Here is a 19,226-nt window from a genome sequence, read left to right on the forward strand (position 1 = left end):
GATGCTACACCTTCTTTCTTAAACAAGCAATATAAAAGCCATCTGTTGCAAAATAATGCGGTAAAATTCGTACTTGACCTTCATCAATATACGGATTTAACTTTTCTGGCATACGATCTTTTATCGTAGTATCCCATTCAAATTCAGGATGCTCTTGTAAAAATTGCTTTATTACTTGTTCATTTTCTATTTTTTCAATTGTGCACGTACTATAAACAAGGCGACCACCTTGTTTTAACAATGGTGCTATTTTTTCTAGTATCGCAAGTTGAATCGTTGATAACCTTTCACTATCGCCCTTATCTTTACCTAACTTAATATCAGGTTTACGTCTAATAACACCAAATCCAGAACATGGTGCATCTACTAATATTTTGTCAAAAGATTCATTTGCAAAATGCTCTTGAACTTTTCTAGCATCTAAAGCCATCGTTTCTACATTTTCTAAACCAAGTCTCTTCGCCTGTTGTTCAATTAAACGTACTTTATGTGCGTGTAAATCAAGCGACATTACCTTACCAGTTCCGTCCAAACGCTCTGCAATATGAGTTGTTTTTCCGCCAGGAGCAGCACAACTATCTAGAACTGCATCTCCTTTATTCGGTTCTAAAGCACGTGCTACAAGCATTGAGCTTTCATCTTGAATAGAAAGGAAACCTTTTTTGAACGCTTCTGTATGTGCGACATTTCCTCTTTCAATTTGAATTGCATCCTCTGACAATTCGCCACGTTTTGCTTCTATACCCTCATCAGCTAATAACGCAACCGCTTCTTCTACCGTTACTTTATCAACATTTACACGTGCTGTTGGTACAGGTGGCAACATATTTACTTCACACATTTTCTCTGCTGTCTCTAAACCATATTCGGATGCCCATTCTTGTACAAGCCACATTGGGTGACTCGTTGCAATTGCAAGACGTTCTACTGGATTTTCGATTTCTTCTAACGAAGGTACACCTTCTCGCTGAATTGAACGCAATACTCCGTTCACCATACCTGAAATCCCTTTATGCCCACGACGCTTTGCAATCTCAACAGCTTCATGAATAGCCGCTCTTTCGGGAACTCGGTCTAAATATAACATTTGATATAAAGATAGGCGAAGCAACACTCTTACCCACGCTTCAACCTTTTTTCTTAAAAATGGTTGTAAATAATAATCTAGTGTGTCACGACGTTGAATTGTTCCATATACCATTTCAGTTAATAAACCAATATCTTTTCTGTCAATTGTATTTTTTTCGATCAGATTATTTAAAAGTAAGTTGCTATATGCACCACTTTTTTCTACTTGAATTAAGCCATCCAGAGCTAACTCACGAACATTTTGTCTCATGCATTTTCTCCTAACTTCGTACCAATTTCAGGTTTTGTTCCACGTAAAAATTGTGAACAACTCATACGCTTTTTACCAGACGGTTGCAATTCAGTGATTTTAACACCTGTCTCATTCCCTGTTGCAACAACAAATCCATCTTCTTCAAGAGCTACTATTGTACCTGGTTCAGCTTTCTCTGTAATAGAGATTTTCTCTCCCCACCATACTTTAATAACTTGTCCTGCCAAAGTCGTATAAGCAACTGGCCATGGATTCAATCCGCGAATGTGATTGTATACTTCTTCACCTGTTTTTGTCCAATCAATTATCTCTTGCTCACGTTTAATATTATATGCAAACGTCACTTCAGCTTCACTTTGTTTAATTGGTTCTAGTTTACCCTGAATTAGTAAAGGAACCGTTTTAGATAAAAGGTGTGCTCCTGCTTCGCTTAACTTATCAAATAATGAACCTGTTGTTTCACGCTCTTCAATTTCTACTTCTACTTGTGTTAATATATCGCCAGCATCTAATTTTTCTACCATATACATAATTGTAATACCTGTTTTCTCTTTACCTTCCATGATCGCATAATGAATTGGTGCACCACCGCGAAGTTCTGGAAGTAATGACGCGTGGACATTAATACATCTATACTTTGGCGCTTCTAAAATTTCATTCGGTACGATTTGTCCAAATGCCGCTGTTACAATTAAGTCTGGCTCTAGTGCTAATACTTTTTCATATTCGTCTTTTTCACGAATTTTTAACGGTTGTAATACTGGAATACCATGTTTCTCCGCTTCTACTTTAACAGGAGTAGGTGTTAAAACCTTTTTTCTACCAACTGGACGATCCGGTTGCGTTACAACACCCACTACGTCATATCCGTCCTCGATAAGACGACGAAGCACCGGCACAGAAAAGTCCGGTGTCCCCATAAATACTACTTTCATCATTCAAAAACCGCTCCTTTTAAACCTATTCTAATTCGCCTGCTTCATAATATCTTTTCACTTTAGATGTAAATAAAACACCGTGTAAATGATCGATTTCATGCTGAATTGCACGCGCTAAGAAGTCATCCGCTTCTAATAAAAATATTTTACCGCGACGATTTTGCGCACGTACTTTAATGTAATCTGCACGCTCCACTTCACCATAAAGTCCCGGAAAGCTTAAGCAGCCTTCGGGACCTACTTGTTCACCACGTTTTTCTAAAATAACAGGATTAATTAATTCAATTTTACCCGTATCATCACCTATATCAACAACAGCAACTTGTAAGCTTACACCTACTTGTGGCGCAGCTAGACCAACTCCGTCTGCAATTAACATTGTTTCATGCATATCTTTTAACAATTTCACTAACTTTTTATCAAAGTTAATTACTCTTTCGCATGGTGTTTCTAACACTTCATTTGGATGCTTTACAATTTCTAAAACTGCCATATTTCCCTCCGCTACATTAACATTGTTGGATTAAAATCAATTGAGATTTGTAGCTCTTTTTGCATTTCTGCTTGATAATGTTCATTTACCATTTTGAGCACGTTCTTTAAGTTTGGTTCCCGTTTGTATTTTATCATGCATTGGTAACGATATCTATCTTTTATCCTTGGAATTGCTGAAGCAACCGGCCCTAACACCATTGTTTGCCTTGAACAATGCGTTCGTAAATGACCGACAATTTTTTCCGTCACTTGGACTGCCTTTAATAATTCCGGATGAGATACAGTTACAAGTACAACGTAGTAATACGGCGGATATTGTCTCATTTGCCTCATTTGCATTTCGTGCTCATAAAATACATCATATTGTTGATTCTTTGCTAATTCTACACTGTAATGTTCCGGCGTATACGTTTGAATTACAACTTCCCCTGGCAATTCATGTCTTCCTGCACGTCCACTCACTTGTGTCAATAGCTGATACGTCTTTTCACTCGCCCGAAAATCAGGTAGATGAAGCATCGTATCCGCCGTTAAAACGCCAACAAGCGTCACCTTCGGAAAATCAAGCCCTTTTGCAATCATTTGTGTTCCAAGTAATATATCTGCTTTCTCTTCACCAAACGCCTTTAATAATTTTTCATGCATTCCTTTACGGCTTGTTGTATCCACATCCATTCGAATGACCCGCGCCTCAGGGAATAGTTTTGTGATTTCTTCTTCAACCTTTTGCGTCCCTGTACCAAAGAAACGAATATACGTACTATTACAAGCAGGACACTCCGTTGGCATATTTTCCTCATGACTACAATAATGACATTTTAAACGATGGTTCATTTTGTGATATGTCAACGAAATATCACAATGCGGACATTGTACGACATACCCACAATCACGGCACATCACAAACGTAGAATGACCCCTTCTATTTAAAAAGAGAACCATTTGTTCTTTCTTTTCTAATCGATCTGCTATTTTTTCATGCAGTGTCTTTGAAAACATTGAGCGATTTCCATCACGAAGCTCTTCACGCATATCAACAATTTCTACAGTCGGCAAAGCTTGTTTGTTCATGCGTTTTTCCATTGTAAGCAACCCATAGACACCTTTTTTCGCTCTAGCAAACGATTCAAGTGTCGGCGTTGCACTTCCGAGAACGATTGGACACTTATGGTATTGTCCTCTCCACACTGCTACATCTCTCGCATGATACTTCGGGTTATCTTCTTGCTTATAACTCGATTCATGTTCCTCATCAATAATAATGATTCCTAAATTTTCAAAGGGAGCAAAAATAGCTGAACGCGCACCAACTACCACTTTCACTTCTTTTCTTAAAATTTTGCGCCATTCATCATACTTTTCTCCAACAGAAAGCGCACTGTGAAGAACTGCAACTTGCGAACCGAACCTACCTTTAAAGCGATCTACCATCTGGGGCGTTAGCGCAATTTCAGGAACAAGCACAATTGCTTCTTTTCCTTTCTCGAGCACCGCTGCTATAGATTGTAAATACACTTCAGTCTTACCACTTCCTGTAACACCATATAGTAAAAATGGATTGTAAGTTTCATTTGTAATTGATGACAAAATCGGTGTAATTACTTGTTTTTGTTCCTCAGTAAGCGGAAATGGTTTCGTTTGTTCAAAATCATCATCGTCATACGGATTCCGGTATACTTCTACATACTTTTCTGAGATTAGACCCTTTTTAACAAGTGATTTTATTGGAGCATCTGTTATTTGTAATTCTTCTGTTAAATTTTTCAACGGTACACTTCTGTAGTTTTCTACAAAATAATAGAGTACATCTTGTTGTTTTTTACTTTTCAGTTCAAATGCTGCTAATTCCAATTTATCTGCCGGTAACTCCGGTTGAACTACTCTTTGTTTCTTCTTCTGCACTTTATCCTTTACTTGATAAACCACTTCAGTCGTACCATTTTTAATTTCTTGTTGAATAGTACGATATAGGTGCGGCTGCGTTTCGATAGCTTCCCAATCTATCGTTTCTTTCCCTTGAAATAAAGAAAGAATTTCTGGCGCAACTTCTTCTTGGTTACGAAGTTGCAGACGCTTTTTATATGTTGCTTTTATCGCCGTCGGAAGCATCACTTGAAAAGCTGATATCATATAACATAACGTTTCATTTGTAAGCCAATACCCAAGCTTTAATAATTCATCATTTAAAACCGGAGTGACATCTAATATTTCATGCAACGCTTTTAACTTTTTACTTTCTAGATCAACCGAATCCTTTATGCCAATAATAAAACCTTGCAATTTCCTCGGACCGAATGGGACTACTACACGCATTCCTGTTTGCACAATATCTTCCCATTTTTTAGGGATAATATAATCAAACGGTCGATCTGTTTGACGTGCAGGTACATCAACAATTACACTTGCAAACTTCATACACGATCATCTTCTAACATCATTTCTATTTGCTTTAATATTTCACGAGCCACTTCTTTCTTCGTTAAAAGTGGCAGCTCAATAATTTCTCCATCTTTTCTATACATTGTCACAATATTTGTATCTGTACCAAACCCAGCTCCTTGTGCCTTCACGTCATTCGCAACAATCATATTTGCATTTTTCTCACGTAATTTTCTCGTTGCGTATTCCTCTATGTTTGTCGTTTCAGCTGCAAAACCGATAAGTAACTGTTGGTCCTTTTTCTCACCCAACGTTTTTAAAATATCCACTGTTCTTTCTAATTCAATTACAGCATCGCCATTTTTCTTTTTCATTTTATTATCATGCACATATTTTGGGCGGTAATCTGCAACTGCTGCTGTTTTGATGACAACATCCACATTCTGATAATGTTGAAGGACTGCCTCTAACATATCTTGTGCAGATTCTACTTGTATTCTTGTTACATGTAATGGTGACTCTAATGCTGTCGGTCCTGACACAAGTATGACATCAGCACCTAATCCTGCTGCAACTTCTGCGATCGCATACCCCATCTTTCCAGAAGAAAAATTCGTCATAAAACGAACCGGATCAATCTTTTCACGTGTCGGTCCAGCTGTTATTAATATTCGCTTTCCTTGCAATGGTTTTTGTTCTGAGAAAGCCTCTTCTAGCCGTCCAATAATCGCTTCAGGTTCTTCCAGTCTTCCTTTTGCTACATAACCACATGCTAAAAAACCTTCCCCAGGCTCAATAAATGTATATCCTAATGTTTTTAACGTCATCATGTTTTTTTGAACAATTTTATTTTCATACATATGCACATTCATAGCCGGTGCAATCCACACTGGAGCTGTAGTAGCTAACAAAGTAGTTGTAATCATATCATCAGCAATACCGCCAGCTAACTTTCCAATGCAATTAGCTGTAGCCGGTGCAACAAGTACAACATCTGCCCAATCCGCTAAATCAATATGAGCGATAACAGCCGAGTCTCTCTCATCAAACGTATCCGTATATACATCATGGCGAGAAAGTGCTTGAAATGTAAGAGGCGTAACAAACTTCATTGCCGACTCACTCATCATTACTTTTACAAGAGCGCCAGCTTGTGTTAATTTGCTTGTTAACGCAGCCGCTTTAAAAACTGCAATGCCTCCTGTTACACATAGAAGTATCTTTTTCCCTTTTAGCATATGACTCGTCCTCTTTCTTTTTCAAACTTATTCTACTGAAATAGAATTTTCAGCTCGTCAGTACCAGTATTTCGTTCCGTCTTTTTCGATTCCTTTTCATCCCTATCGTAAAAAAATAACAACCTACTTGTAAATAGGTTGTTACCGTTACATAGAAAATTATAAAGTCTATGTTTTAATTTGTCGAAAAGAATGTCTTAATCGATTATTTTGTCATCGCATGGTACATATTTTAATACTTCTGCATCGATTTCTTCTAATGATTTACCTACACATTTATGAGAAACAGGCTTTTCAATAACACAATTGTCAGCAATTTGCATTTCACGTGCACGCTTTGCAGCTACTGTTACAAGTGTATATTTAGAATCGATTTTTGTTAATAATGAGTCAATTGATGGATTTAACATAATTATAGACCCTCCGTCATTTCTTTATAGTATTTTGCCACTCTTTCGCGGCGGCAATGTTCACCAACCACAATTGCTTTAATTCGGTCGCAAGCTAATTCAACTTGATCGTTTTCTACAACATAGTCATAAGCGTCCATCATTTCGATTTCTTCTTTCGCTACAGTTAAACGATTTTCAATAACATCTTCAGTTTCTGTACCACGGCCGACAATTCGGTTCTTTAGTTCAGATAAACTTGGAGGTGCTAAGAAAATAAATACACCTTCAGGGAAGGCTTTCTTAACTTGAATTGCTCCTTGCACTTCAATTTCTAAGAACACATCTTTTCCTTCTTGTAACGTTTTTTCAACATAATCAATCGGTGTTCCGTAATAGTTACCAACGAACTCAGCCCATTCAAGTAACCTTTCATTACGAATCATTTCTTCAAATTCTTCTCTCTCTTTAAAGAAATAATCCACACCATCTACTTCACCTTCACGCGGTTTACGTGTCGTTACTGAAATAGAGTACTGAAAACGTGTGTCTTCATGGCTAAACAGCTCTTTTCGGACCGTTCCTTTCCCGACACCAGAAGGTCCCGAAAGAACGATGAGCAATCCTCTTCTACTTCTCATAAATATGTAAAACCTACCCTTCCTCACTTAAATCTTCTTTATTATTCAAACGATGTGCAATCGTCTCTGGCTGAATTGGACTTAATACTACATGCCCATCATCCATAACAATAACCGCCCTTGTTTTTCTCCCATACGTAGCATCAAGCAAAGCATTATGTTCACGCGCTTCCTGTACTGTTCGTTTAATAGGAGCTGACTCCGGACTTACAATAGCAATAATTCGATGAGCAGATACAATATTTCCGTATCCAATATTTAAAAACCGCATGGCCATAGTTTGCGCCTCCTAGTAAGTCTATCCGATTTCTCCACCACGTATAACTTTATATATTTTTTGAAAGCTACTCAATATTTTGTACTTGTTCACGAATTTTTTCAAGGTTATTTTTCATTTCTACGACATATTTTGAAATTGTTAAGTCATTTGCCTTAGAACCTATCGTATTTACTTCCCTATGCATCTCTTGCACAATGAAGTCCATTTTCCTTCCAACAGGCTCTGTAATTTGCAGTGCTTCACGAAATTGATCTAAATGACTCTGTAATCGAACTAATTCTTCGTGAATATCTGAACGCTCTGCAAATATTGCTATTTCTGTCAACAATCGTTGTTCATCTAAATCTTGATTATGTAATTCTTTTAAGCGATTTTCTAATCGTTCACGATATTTTTGTGTGACAATTGGTGCATGTGGAATAATTGCATTTACACAATTATGAATCTCTTGCAAACGATATGCTATATCTTTATGTAATCGTTCTCCTTCGCCATCTCTCATCGTTTTCAACATATGAGCAGCTTGGCGAACAGCCTCATATAAACCGGTTTCAAATTGTTCATTTACATTTTCTATTTCTTCAACTGCCGTTACTTCTGGCATTCTCATTAGTTGCCCGAGTGTAATAGAATCTTGTAATTGAAATTTCCCTTTTATATTTTCCATAATGGATTGGTACTGTTCAAGAAGTTCCCAATTCACAGTTAATTTTCTTTCAACAAGCCCTTCACCTGTTATACTAATAGACACTTCAATACGTCCACGGCGAACTTGCTTTGCAATTATTTTACGAATCTTGTCTTCAAACACCATCATTTGCTTTGGAAGCCGAATACTCATTTCTAAAAAACGATGGTTCACCGACTTCATTTCTACTGTTATTTGAAAAGTATCGTTTTCTACCTTCGATCTTCCAAATCCTGTCATACTACAAATCATCTTTATCACATCCAAGCCATGAAATAACTCAATGAAAAAGGTAATAGAGATGCAACTCTACTACCTTCTGTAAATTATATCATATTTTCATATCATTGACTATTTCAAGTTTAATCCCTTCTTATATAACAGTGGCTTTTTCTTTTTTTCCTTTTTTCTTGTTAATAAGGATCCTACTAATAAGAAGGTAGGAATAGATGATAATCCCCCAATTAACAACCAATCTCGTGCTTGTATCGGCATTGTGCTAAAAATCGGCTGTAATGGTGGATAATATATAACTACAAGCATTAACAGTAAAGAAATAATAACCGCCCCTACTAAATATATATTTCCAAACGGGTTGCGGTGAAATATAGAATGTTCACTACGACAATCAAATACATGAATAAGCTGAGCCAGTACTAATGTTGCGAAGGCTACCGTTTGTGCATACTTCAATTCATTCGGATGCTGGTTAAATGCAATAATAAACGCTACTAATGTCACTGCTCCGATTAGAAAACCACGACTTATAATTTTCCACGCAAGCCCTCTAGCGAACACCCCTTCTTTCGGATGGCGTGGTGTTCTCTTCATCACATCTCCTTCAGCCTTATCCAAACCTAATGCCATCGCTGGTAAACCGTCAGTAACTAAGTTCACCCATAAAATTTGAATTGGAACCATCGGCAATGGCAGTGCCAGTAACATCGCAAATAACATAACTAAAATTTCACCAACGTTAGATGCTAACAAATACCGAATAAACTTCCGAATATTTTCATATATGTTTCTACCTTCTTTAATCGCCGATTTAATCGTAGCAAAGTTATCATCTAACAACACAAGTGAAGAAGCTTCTTTTGCAACATCTGTCCCTGTAATTCCCATCGCAATCCCTATATCAGCTGTTTTAATAGCTGGAGCATCGTTCACTCCATCACCTGTCATAGCTACTATATGCCCCTTATTTTGCAGCGCCTTAACGATTTTCAATTTATGCTCAGGAGACACACGAGCGAATACATACGTATCTTCTACAATATCTTCTAATGCCTCTACATCCATATTCGCAAGTTCTACACCTTCAACAACGCGTCCACCCGCTGGTAAAACCCCTAACTGTTCCGCAATTGCCATTGCTGTCACTTTATGATCTCCCGTAATCATTACCGTTCTAATACCAGCTTCCTTACACTCTTTCACCGCTTGCGCCACTTCTGGTCTTGGCGGATCGATCATTCCTTGTATTCCAACAAGCATAAAATCCTGTTCAACTTCTCTTTCGTGTTCAATTGAATCTGTAGCTTTTAACGGTTTAAATGCCACCGCAATCGTTCGTAAAGCCTGACTTCCTAAACTATGAATCGCTGCCTGCACTTCTTTTCGATACATTTCACTTAAAGGCTGCTGCTTATTTCCCCACAAAATTGTTTGACTCATTTGCAAAAGAACATCTGGTGCTCCTTTTGTAATAACAAATTTTTTACCTTCACGATCACGAACGATAACGCTCATCATTTTTCTAGTTGAATCAAAAGGAAATTCACGAATGACTTCAAACTTTCCTTTAAGAGCTTCACGTGATATTCCCGCCTTCATTGCAGCCGCAACGAGAGCTCCCTCTGTTGGATCTCCATCTAACACATACGTCTTTTTCTTTTGAATAACATTCGCATTATTACATAAACAGCCAAATGTAAGTAGTTGATACAATGATTTCGTCTTAGTAGGGTCAATTACTTCTTCACCTTTCATAAACGAACCTGCCGGCTCATAGCCTTGACCTGTTACTTTCCACAATTCTCCGCCTGACCACATATGTGTTACCATCATTTTATTTTGTGTCATTGTTCCTGTTTTATCTGAGCAAATAACAGAAGCACAGCCTAACGTTTCTACAGCTGGTAACTTTCGCACAATTGCCCTCTTTTTAATCATACGCTGTACACCAAGTGATAGCGCAACCGTAACGATAGCTGGTAATCCTTCTGGAATAGCTGCAACAGCAAGTGAAACCCCAGCCAAAAACATGTGATACACTTCATTCCCTTGATATACACCAGCTAATACAACAAGAGCTGTCAAAATAAGAGCAACAATAATCAAAATTTTCCCAAGCTGTTCTAATCTTCTTTGTAATGGCGTTTCCATTTGTACAGCATTTTGCAACATATTTGCAATTTGCCCCATAGCTGTATTCATTCCAGTCGCTACGACTACTCCTGTTCCAGCACCTCTCGTTATCATCGTCCCCATAAATGCCATGTTTTTTTGATCACCAATTGAAACATCTTGGCCTTGTAACGCCTCTACCTTCTTTTGTACAGGCAATGACTCTCCTGTAAGAGCCGATTCTTCAATATATAAACTTGAAGATTCCACAAGGCGAACATCCGCGCCAATACGGTCACCACTAGAAAACTTAATAATATCACCTAGTACAAGTGCTTTTGACGGCGCTTTTATCCACTTCCCATTTCTTAGTACAGTAACTTGAGGAGCTGCCAATTCTTTTAAAGCTTCCAACGATTTTTCAGCTTTCCTCTCTTGAAAAAAACCGAGGACACCATTGATAATAACAATTGCAACAATTGCAATCGAATCAATATACTCTCCTAAAAAAGCTGAAATAATTGTAGCACCAAATAAAACAAGTACCATAAAATCTTTAAACTGCGCTAAAAACACCATAAGCGCAGAAGGCCGCTTTGCTTCTTGCAATTCATTTGTACCAAATTTCTTTAATCGGCCCTCTGCTTCTTGCTCTGTAAGACCTACCTCCACATTCGTATTCGTTCTTTCCTCCACTTCATGTGCTCGCATTTCATACCAATTCATCCTGCCATCGACCTCCTGATTCCAGACATACTCTAATGAAAGCTTATTCAGCCTCGTCCAAAAAAATGCTATAATTAACTTTTAGTTAGAAAGGAGTGTTCATTCATGGCATTCGATGGATTATTTACAAGAGCAATTACACATGAAATTGCAAATTCTCTTCAAACAGGAAGAATTTCAAAAATATATCAACCCTCAAAATATGAAGTTTTATTACATATTCGAGCAAACGGAAAAAATCAAAAGCTGATTCTTTCATCTCACCCTACATATGCGCGTATGCACTTAACAAATCAAAACTACGATTCACCAGCGCTACCGCCGATGTTTTGTATGCTTCTTCGCAAGCATTTAGAAGGTGGATTTATTGAAAAAATTGAACAAATTGACTTAGAACGTATTATTCAAATTACAGTCCGCAGTCGTAATGAAATCGGTGACGAATCAGTAAAAACATTAGTAATCGAAATAATGGGACGACACAGTAATATTATCTTAGTAGATACGAAAACAAATGTTATTTTAGATAGCTTAAAACACGTTTCTTTAGCGGTAAACCGACATCGTACTGTATATGCTGGAGCTGAATATGTTGCCCCACCAGCACAACATAAAGTTAATCCGCTTCTTATCGAAACAGAAGATGATTTCATTAAACCGCTCGACTTTTTATCTGGCAACATGGACAAACAACTTGTCGGAGCATTCATGGGAATTTCCCCATTATTTGCAAAAGAAGTTGTAAAAAAAGCAGGTATGGCAAATGAAAAAGCATTATCTGAAGCTTTCTTCAGCTTGCAAAAACCATTGCTAACACATCAGTACGTGCCAGCAATGATAACAGCAAATGGAAAAGAGTTCTTTTACCTATTCCCTCTTTCTCACTTACAAGGAAATGAAAAAACATTTTCATCTGTTAGTGTATTATTAGATCGTTTCTTCTTTGGTAAAGCTGAGCGCGATCGTGTAAAACAACAAGCTCACGATTTAGAACGATTTATGCAAAATGAGAAGTCAAAAAATGAAAAGAAACTAATTAAACTGGAAAAAACATTACAAGATGCCGGAAAAGCAGATAAATATCAACTATTTGGAGAGCTACTTACAGCCAATATGTACGCCTTGAAAAAAGGTGATAAAGAGATTGAAGTCGTTAACTATTACGACGAAAATGGTGGGACTGTAAAAATCACATTAAATCCTTTAAAAACACCATCTGAAAATGCACAACGCTATTTCCAAAAGTACCAAAAAGCGAAAAATTCAGTTGCTATTGTAGAAGAACAAATCGTAAAAACAAATGAAGAAATTCTTTATTTTGATAGCTTACTTCAACAAATGGAGGCTGCTTCTTCAAAAGATATTGAAGAGATTCGTGAAGAACTGGCCGAAGAAGGTTATGTGCGCAATCGTAAGAAGAAAAATGCAAAGAAAAAACCGACAAAACCAGTATTGGACAAATATTTAGCTAGTGATGGTACAGAAATTTTCGTCGGTAAAAACAATAAGCAAAATGATTATTTAACAACGAAATTCTCCCGTCGCGATGAAATTTGGTTACATACGAAAGACATACCTGGGTCCCACGTTGTCATTCGTTCTCTTGAACCTACGGAAGAGACTTTACATGAGGCCGCTAAAATCGCTGCTTATTACAGTAAAGCAAAAGATTCTAGCTCTGTTCCTGTAGATTTCACAAAGGTACGCCATGTCAAAAAACCGAGCGGTGCAAAACTTGGATTTGTTACATATGACAATCAACAAACATTATATGTAACACCAGATGCTGATACAGTAATGAAATTAAAAGCGTAAATACTTAAAAATGCGTTGCTAGCAAGCAACGCATTTTTTCTATGTTTTCAGCTTAGTTCATATACCCATTCACTAATTCATAACATCTTTCTTTTGTCATCTTATATTTTTCATCTGCAGCTTTGATATATCTCATCGTTCCATTATTTTCATCTGTAGCAATTGCTTTAACTTTACTTTCCTAACTTCAATATTGTCAAAAAATTTGACAGTGCTATTTCATATTTGTATAAATTTTTTGACAGTGTGTAAAGAAAGTGAATCTTGAGTTGATGTTTTTTCATTCTCCCAACTGCTAATTGCAGTAATCTGTATTTCACGAGCAGCCCACCGCCCACAAATAATGGGCTAAATTTCTTATCTTCTCTAAAACATATGTAATTCCCACTATCTTTTCTCTAAAGATATTTTTTGGCACGCTATTTGCTTTATTCAATACTGTGAAAAGGGGGAATTAACATGACTTTAAGAATTAATAAAATCCAAAATCAACTAAAAAACTATGAAATTGACGGATTACTTATTACAAAAAAAGAAAATCGCCAATATGCAACAGGCTTTACAGGTAGCGCTGGCGTCGTCTTAATCTCTGCGGATAACGCTGTTTTTATAACTGATTTTCGCTATGTAGATCAGGCAAAATCACAAATAAAAGACGCTGAAATTATTATGCATACAGGAAATTTAGAGAAAGAAGTTGCAAATCAAGTATCGAAATTAAACATTCAAAAACTTGGAATTGAAGAAAATAACATGACATTGCAACAATATAAAAACTTACAAAAATACATACATGCGGAAATCGTTCAGGTGTGCGAAATCATCGAAGATATTCGTATTATTAAAGACACACCCGAAATAGAAACAATGAAAATTGCCGCTACTATTGCTGACGAAGCTTTCCAACACATTCTCAGCTTTCTAAAACCGGGAATAAGCGAGACTGAAGTCCGAGATGAATTAGAATTTTTCATGCGAAAAAAAGGAGCTACGTCCTCATCGTTTCAAATCATTGTAGCTTCTGGTGTTCGTTCTTCTCTTCCTCATGGCGTTGCATCAAATAAAATCATTGAACGAGGCGATATGATTACATTAGATTTCGGTGCGCTTTATAACGGATATTGTTCCGATTTAACACGTACTGTAGCAATCGGCGAACCATCAGAACAATTCAAAAAAATATATAATGTTGTATTAGAAGCATTGAAGCGTGGAACTGAAGCCATTAAACCTGGAGAAACTGCGAAAAGTATCGATGATATAACGAGAGATTACATTACAGAACATGGATACGGTCAATACTTTGGCCACTCTACCGGGCACGGTCTCGGGTTAGAAATACATGAACCGCTTCGCCTATCCCAAGAAAGTAAGGCAACTTTACAAGAAGGTATGGTTGTTACAGTTGAGCCGGGTATTTACATACCGAACTGGGGCGGTTGTAGAATTGAAGACGATATCGTCATTACAAAAGAAGGCTATGAGGTTATTACAAAGGCAAATCGGGAACTAATTGTCATTCCCTGTTAAAAATCATGAACTTTTAAACAGGAGTTTTTTCTTTACACATAGAATTCCTTCTCTGGAGTAATTGTTTAAAGAGGGGGGATTTTAATTGAACTTTGTAATCGATAAGATAGATGGTTTACAGCTTGAATTTTCAAAACTTGTTTCCATGATGAATTACGCTCGCTATACAACAATGCAGGCTGCCGAAGGCTTAACAATTGAAGAACTTGATTATTTGTATGATGATGAAGCAAACTCAATTGGTATGCTTTTGTACCATATGGCTGCTATTGAATTTTACTACCAAATTCATACCTTTGAAGATCATGAACCAACAGATGCAGAATTAGAACACTGGTTACCTGCTGTTGAGTTAGGAAATCTTGGACGCGAGAAAATAAAAGGCAACTCAATAGAATTTTACATAAATACGTTACAAGAAGTGCGCTCTAAAACGATTGAAACATTTCAATCGTTACCTGATGAATGGCTATTTAAAACGACAGATTTTTGGCATGACAAACCAGCAAATAACTACTTTAAATGGTTTCACGTATTTGAAGATGAAATCAATCATCGCGGACAAATTCGTTTAATTAAAAAGATGCAAAAAGCACATTCAGTAAAATAAGAAAATGCCACCTTATTCAGTGGCATTTTCTTTTATTCATTAGCGAATAGCTTTTCGTTTACTTTTTTAGCGACCACCGCTAGCGCTATTAGAATGCATATTAAATATAACAATTTCGCGATAAATAACCACCCTTGAAAAATTACAATTCCATCTATTATCTCATTTCCTTTCAATAACAAAAACGGAATCGTGCTAATTACAAATACAAACTCGATACTAAGAACAATTTTCTTTTTTCGACTATATGCTTTCCATTCACTCCAGCGGTACAAAGGAGCAAAAAACAGTACGCCTATACATAATATAACGCCTATCCATTCACTTTTAAGAAATTGTCCTGAAATGATAGATAATATTAAACAAGCAAGTACACCATAATACCCTATTTTTTCTCTCATCCGTACTATCCCCCATTCTACCCCTCCTCGAATTCCATTTTTAGGATTAATTGTATTGTATCATCCATTTTTATTTCTTACCATTACAGTACATGAAATTTCATTTTTTCTTTTTCCTATACTCACATACTTTCACTGCTTTCATACAATAAACTACACGAACGCCTAAAGGATGTGAATGTTATGGGAGTTGAATTAACGCTTTTACACGCTCTCTATGTTCTTTGTTTACTGACCATCATTACCTTTTTTATTCTCCGGAAAGATACGACGATCATTTGTATCGTTTTTATCTTTTTGTTAGCATTAACCGCAACAAGTTCTATTCCTCTTGCCATTAGCGGTATTTTCCAAAGCTTCATTTACGCCATTACCGAACTATTACCAACTATATTAATCATCTCCATTATCGTATCGATGAGCAATCTACTCGTTCATACTGGCATAAATGATACGATGATTTCACCATTTACAAAGATGATTCGTACACCTACACTCGCCTACTGGATTATCGGTCTATTAATGATGACAATTTCCTTCTTCTTTTGGCCTTCTCCAGCTGTCGCGTTAATGGGGGCCATTTTATTACCAGTCGCTGTACGCGTCGGCCTTCCACCGATTGGAGTTGCGATTGCTATGAACTTATTCGGACACGGTATCGCTTTATCCGGCGACTTCGTTATTCAAGGTGCTCCGAAATTAACCGCAGACGCCGCCGGACTTCCTGTTTCTAGCGTTGTTTCTGCCAGTGTTCCCCTCGTTATCGTTATGGGCATTGTGACAACTTCTGTCGCATTTTTCTTCTTACGAAAAGAATTTCATACAGGATTATCGTTGCAAGACTCTTCTTCATCAACTGAACCATCTAAAACTACTATTTTATTATCTCCTCGCATAAAGAAATGGCTCGCTATATGTATCCCTATCGTATATATCATTGATATCCTTTGTATGATGCAGTTTAAACTACAAGGAAGCGATGCTACAGCGCTAATCGGCGGAACGACAGTTATTATGATTATCATCATTTCTCTCATCGCCTACAAAGGAAATGGCCTAAATAAAACGACCGATTATTTTATAAAAGGGCTCCAATTTGGATTTAAAATTTTTGGTCCAGTTATTCCGATTGCTGCACTTTTTTATTTAGGAGATAGCGGCTTTGTGAAAATTATTGGAGGCTATTTACCGAAAGGTTCACACGGAATCATTAACGACTTAGGAATCGCTTTGTCTCAAACAGTTCCTTTAAATCAATATGTATCGGCTGGGACATTAACTATCGTTGGTGTTATAACAGGATTAGATGGATCTGGTTTTTCAGGTATATCACTCGCTGGTTCAATTGCCAATCTTTTCGGAACAGCACTTGGCCATGGAACAGCTACCCTAACAGCACTCGGACAAATCGCTGCCATATGGACCGGGGGCGGGACCTTAATTCCTTGGGCGCTTATTCCTGCCGCTGCCATTTGTAAAGTAGATCCGTTTGAACTCGCACGCCGAAACTTTTTACCGGTTGTGATTGGCTTAATTGTCACCACGATCGTTGCGATGTTTATTCTGTAACGTAAGCAAGACAATACTTGCTTACGTTTTTTCAGGTTAAGTATTGAAACATCCTGACCTTCAAAAGGGATTATGTATATGTTAGCGAAATTATATTAAGAGAGTATTTATTTCAAAACGTTTACGAAGAACAGATTACTGCAATTAGAAAAGGGGACATAACTATGAATGAATTGATTTTCGTCTTATTTCTTTGTCCATTACTTATCTTTATCGTTTCTGTTATTGGAACACGTAGAACGAAAACGTATTACGTAATGCCGATTGTAACGTTTGCTAGTTTTTTAATAATAGGTGTTATCGCCTTTACTCCAGAGTTTTTCTTTTGGGTCGGTATGTACAGCATCTTCTCATTTATCGTTTCTTATATGACTCTATTGTTTGTAAGAGGGTATGAATATTATCAAAGTAGTAACTAATGATGACCATTACTATTTTTTTATAAAAAAAGACGACTGCGTTTCCCCACACAGTCGTCTTTTTTCGTGTTACGCTGTAACCCAAGCTTCGTCAGCTGGATTTTTACGCCACTCTTGTAATTTTTTCGTTTCAGCTTGTCCGATCATACCTTTTTCTGCTGCAACTTCAGTTAATGCACTGTAATCACTTAAAGAATATGATGCTACGTTTGCTGCTTCTAGTTTCTCTTTTCCTGACTCAAGCTCGTACGTGAAGATTGATACGATTCCTAATACTTCACAGCCAGCTTCGCGAAGTGCTTCTACACATGTAATTGCACTACCGCCAGTTGAAATTAAGTCTTCTACTACTACTACTTTTTGACCTTTTTCAGCTTTTCCTTCGATTTGGTTCCCTTTACCGTGACCTTTTGCCTTACTACGTACGTAGCACATTGGTAAATCCATACGATCGCTTACCCATGCAGCGTGCGCAATACCAGCAGTTGCTGTTCCTGCAATAACTTCTACAGTTGGGAAGTGCTCTTTAATTAATTCTTCTAATCCAGCTGCGATCGCTTGGCGTACTTTTGGATAAGATAAAGTTAAACGATTATCACAATAAATTGGTGATTTCATACCAGAAGACCAAGTGAATGGATCATTCGGTTGTAAAAATACTGCTCCAATTTCTAATAAATGCGATGCGATTTCTTTTTTCATACTGTTACACCTTCCCACTGTTGTTTTACTGTTTTATACGCTTCAAGCGGATTTTCTGCTTTTGTAATACTACGTCCAACTACGATGTAGCTTGAACCAAGTTCCCTCGCACGTTTCGGTGTTGCTACGCGCACTTGGTCATTCACATCATCACTTGCAAGACGAATCCCCGGTGTTACTGTTACAAATTCATTTCCGCATACTTCACGTAATTTTGGTACTTCAAGTGTTGAACAAACAACGCCATCAAGTCCACTTTCTTTCGTTAATTTTGCAGAATGAGCAACCGCTTCTTCTAACGTTTTCTCAATACCAATCTCTTTTTTCATCATAGCTTCCGAAGTGCTTGTTAGTTGTGTAACTGCAATACAAATCGGTCTCTCTTTTCCTTCTTGCTTACCTTCCTCTAATCCCTCAATCGCAGCTTTCATCATACTACTTCCCCCAGCAGCATGAACATTTACCATATCTACATCTAGACTAGCTAGGCTACGCATAGCGCTTTTTACCGTATTCGGAATATCATGAAGTTTTAAATCTAGAAAAATCTTATGCCCTTTTTCTTTTAAGTACGTAATAATTGCAGGACCCTCTTTGTAAAATAACTCCATACCCACTTTGACAAATAACTCTTCCCCTTCAAAGTGATGTAAGAATTGTTCTACCTCTTGTTTCCCTGGAAAATCTAGTGCAACAATTAGCGACTGTGACATAC

Annotated in this window: 18 protein-coding genes and 1 pseudogene; 5 read left to right on the forward strand and 14 right to left on the reverse strand. The window is 37.2% G+C overall.

Annotated elements, in window-relative coordinates; translation table 11 throughout:
- Positions 1–4: 4 nt before the first annotated feature.
- From rsmB to JTF23_RS05220, 10 genes are all read right to left on the reverse strand, one after another.
- Complete coding sequence (gene rsmB, locus JTF23_RS05175) at positions 5–1,339, reverse strand: 16S rRNA (cytosine(967)-C(5))-methyltransferase RsmB (RefSeq protein WP_002088220.1); 1,335 nt, start codon at positions 1,337–1,339, stop codon at positions 5–7.
- A complete protein-coding gene (fmt, locus tag JTF23_RS05180) occupies positions 1,336–2,280 on the reverse strand; it encodes a methionyl-tRNA formyltransferase (protein ID WP_002160723.1) in 945 nt (314 codons plus the stop codon). The genes rsmB and fmt overlap by 4 nt, the downstream gene beginning before the upstream one ends.
- Before the next feature lie 22 nt (positions 2,281–2,302).
- Positions 2,303–2,773, reverse strand: coding sequence for a peptide deformylase (gene def, locus JTF23_RS05185; protein ID WP_002014496.1), 471 nt, complete (start codon positions 2,771–2,773; stop codon positions 2,303–2,305).
- 11 nt (positions 2,774–2,784) lie between these two features.
- A complete protein-coding gene (priA, locus tag JTF23_RS05190; protein ID WP_204208240.1) occupies positions 2,785–5,190 on the reverse strand; it encodes a primosomal protein N' in 2,406 nt (801 codons plus the stop codon).
- Positions 5,187–6,392, reverse strand: a complete 1,206-nt coding sequence (gene coaBC, locus JTF23_RS05195; RefSeq protein ID WP_113769755.1) for a bifunctional phosphopantothenoylcysteine decarboxylase/phosphopantothenate--cysteine ligase CoaBC — start codon at positions 6,390–6,392, stop codon at positions 5,187–5,189. The genes priA and coaBC overlap by 4 nt, the downstream gene beginning before the upstream one ends.
- 197 nt (positions 6,393–6,589) lie before the next feature.
- A complete protein-coding gene (gene rpoZ / locus JTF23_RS05200; protein ID WP_002111403.1) occupies positions 6,590–6,802 on the reverse strand; it encodes a DNA-directed RNA polymerase subunit omega in 213 nt (70 codons plus the stop codon).
- A 2-nt stretch (positions 6,803–6,804) separates the two neighbouring features.
- Entirely contained in the window at positions 6,805–7,422 is a 618-nt protein-coding gene (gmk, locus tag JTF23_RS05205) for a guanylate kinase (RefSeq protein WP_002173127.1), read from the reverse strand.
- A gap of 13 nt (positions 7,423–7,435) precedes the next feature.
- Positions 7,436–7,699, reverse strand: coding sequence for an extracellular matrix/biofilm regulator RemA (gene remA, locus JTF23_RS05210; RefSeq protein WP_001251456.1), 264 nt, complete (start codon positions 7,697–7,699; stop codon positions 7,436–7,438).
- Positions 7,700–7,766: 67 nt separating this feature from the next.
- Entirely contained in the window at positions 7,767–8,642 is an 876-nt protein-coding gene (locus tag JTF23_RS05215) for a YicC/YloC family endoribonuclease (RefSeq protein WP_002160720.1), read from the reverse strand.
- A gap of 99 nt (positions 8,643–8,741) precedes the next feature.
- A complete protein-coding gene (locus JTF23_RS05220) occupies positions 8,742–11,465 on the reverse strand; it encodes a calcium-translocating P-type ATPase, SERCA-type (protein WP_016106013.1) in 2,724 nt (907 codons plus the stop codon).
- A 105-nt stretch (positions 11,466–11,570) separates the two neighbouring features.
- On the opposite strand from JTF23_RS05220, the gene JTF23_RS05225 reads away from it, so the two are divergent.
- Positions 11,571–13,280 carry an Rqc2 family fibronectin-binding protein gene (locus tag JTF23_RS05225; RefSeq protein WP_002160718.1) on the forward strand — a complete coding sequence of 570 codons (1,710 nt, stop codon included), beginning with the start codon at positions 11,571–11,573 and terminating at the stop codon, positions 13,278–13,280.
- A 52-nt stretch (positions 13,281–13,332) separates the two neighbouring features.
- Here the strand turns inward: JTF23_RS05225 and JTF23_RS05230 are convergent.
- A pseudogene (locus JTF23_RS05230) lies at positions 13,333–13,461 on the reverse strand (lysozyme inhibitor LprI family protein); the annotation flags it as partial.
- 278 nt (positions 13,462–13,739) lie between these two features.
- Between JTF23_RS05230 and JTF23_RS05235 the strand changes: the two are divergent.
- Both JTF23_RS05235 and JTF23_RS05240 read left to right on the forward strand, forming a co-directional pair.
- Entirely contained in the window at positions 13,740–14,810 is a 1,071-nt protein-coding gene (locus tag JTF23_RS05235) for a M24 family metallopeptidase (protein WP_204208241.1), read from the forward strand.
- Positions 14,811–14,895: 85 nt separating this feature from the next.
- The gene (locus tag JTF23_RS05240) at positions 14,896–15,420 is read left to right on the forward strand and encodes a DinB family protein (RefSeq protein WP_204208242.1); all 525 of its coding nucleotides are present in this window, start codon (positions 14,896–14,898) and stop codon (positions 15,418–15,420) included.
- A 32-nt stretch (positions 15,421–15,452) separates the two neighbouring features.
- Here the strand turns inward: JTF23_RS05240 and JTF23_RS05245 are convergent, their stop codons facing one another.
- Positions 15,453–15,821, reverse strand: a complete 369-nt coding sequence (locus JTF23_RS05245; protein WP_002160714.1) for a YoqO family protein — start codon at positions 15,819–15,821, stop codon at positions 15,453–15,455.
- Between the two features lie 183 nt (positions 15,822–16,004).
- On the opposite strand from JTF23_RS05245, the gene JTF23_RS05250 reads away from it, so the two are divergent.
- Positions 16,005–17,390, forward strand: coding sequence for a hypothetical protein (locus JTF23_RS05250; protein ID WP_204208243.1), 1,386 nt, complete (start codon positions 16,005–16,007; stop codon positions 17,388–17,390).
- 164 nt (positions 17,391–17,554) lie between these two features.
- Entirely contained in the window at positions 17,555–17,809 is a 255-nt protein-coding gene (locus JTF23_RS05255; protein ID WP_016106017.1) for a YbeF family protein, read from the forward strand.
- A 69-nt stretch (positions 17,810–17,878) separates the two neighbouring features.
- On the opposite strand, the gene pyrE is transcribed toward JTF23_RS05255, so the two are convergent.
- Both pyrE and pyrF read right to left on the reverse strand, forming a co-directional pair.
- On the reverse strand, positions 17,879–18,511 hold the full coding sequence (gene pyrE, locus JTF23_RS05260) for an orotate phosphoribosyltransferase (RefSeq protein ID WP_000711455.1): 633 nt from the start codon (positions 18,509–18,511) through the stop codon (positions 17,879–17,881).
- Positions 18,508–19,224 carry an orotidine-5'-phosphate decarboxylase gene (pyrF, locus tag JTF23_RS05265; RefSeq protein WP_204208244.1) on the reverse strand — a complete coding sequence of 239 codons (717 nt, stop codon included), beginning with the start codon at positions 19,222–19,224 and terminating at the stop codon, positions 18,508–18,510. Before pyrF ends, pyrE begins: the two co-directional genes overlap by 4 nt.
- Between the last annotated feature and the right edge of the window lie 2 nt (positions 19,225–19,226).

It is taken from the genome of Bacillus sp. RIT 809, from assembly GCF_016892495.1.
Lineage (GTDB): Bacteria > Bacillota > Bacilli > Bacillales > Bacillaceae_G > Bacillus_A > Bacillus_A cereus_U.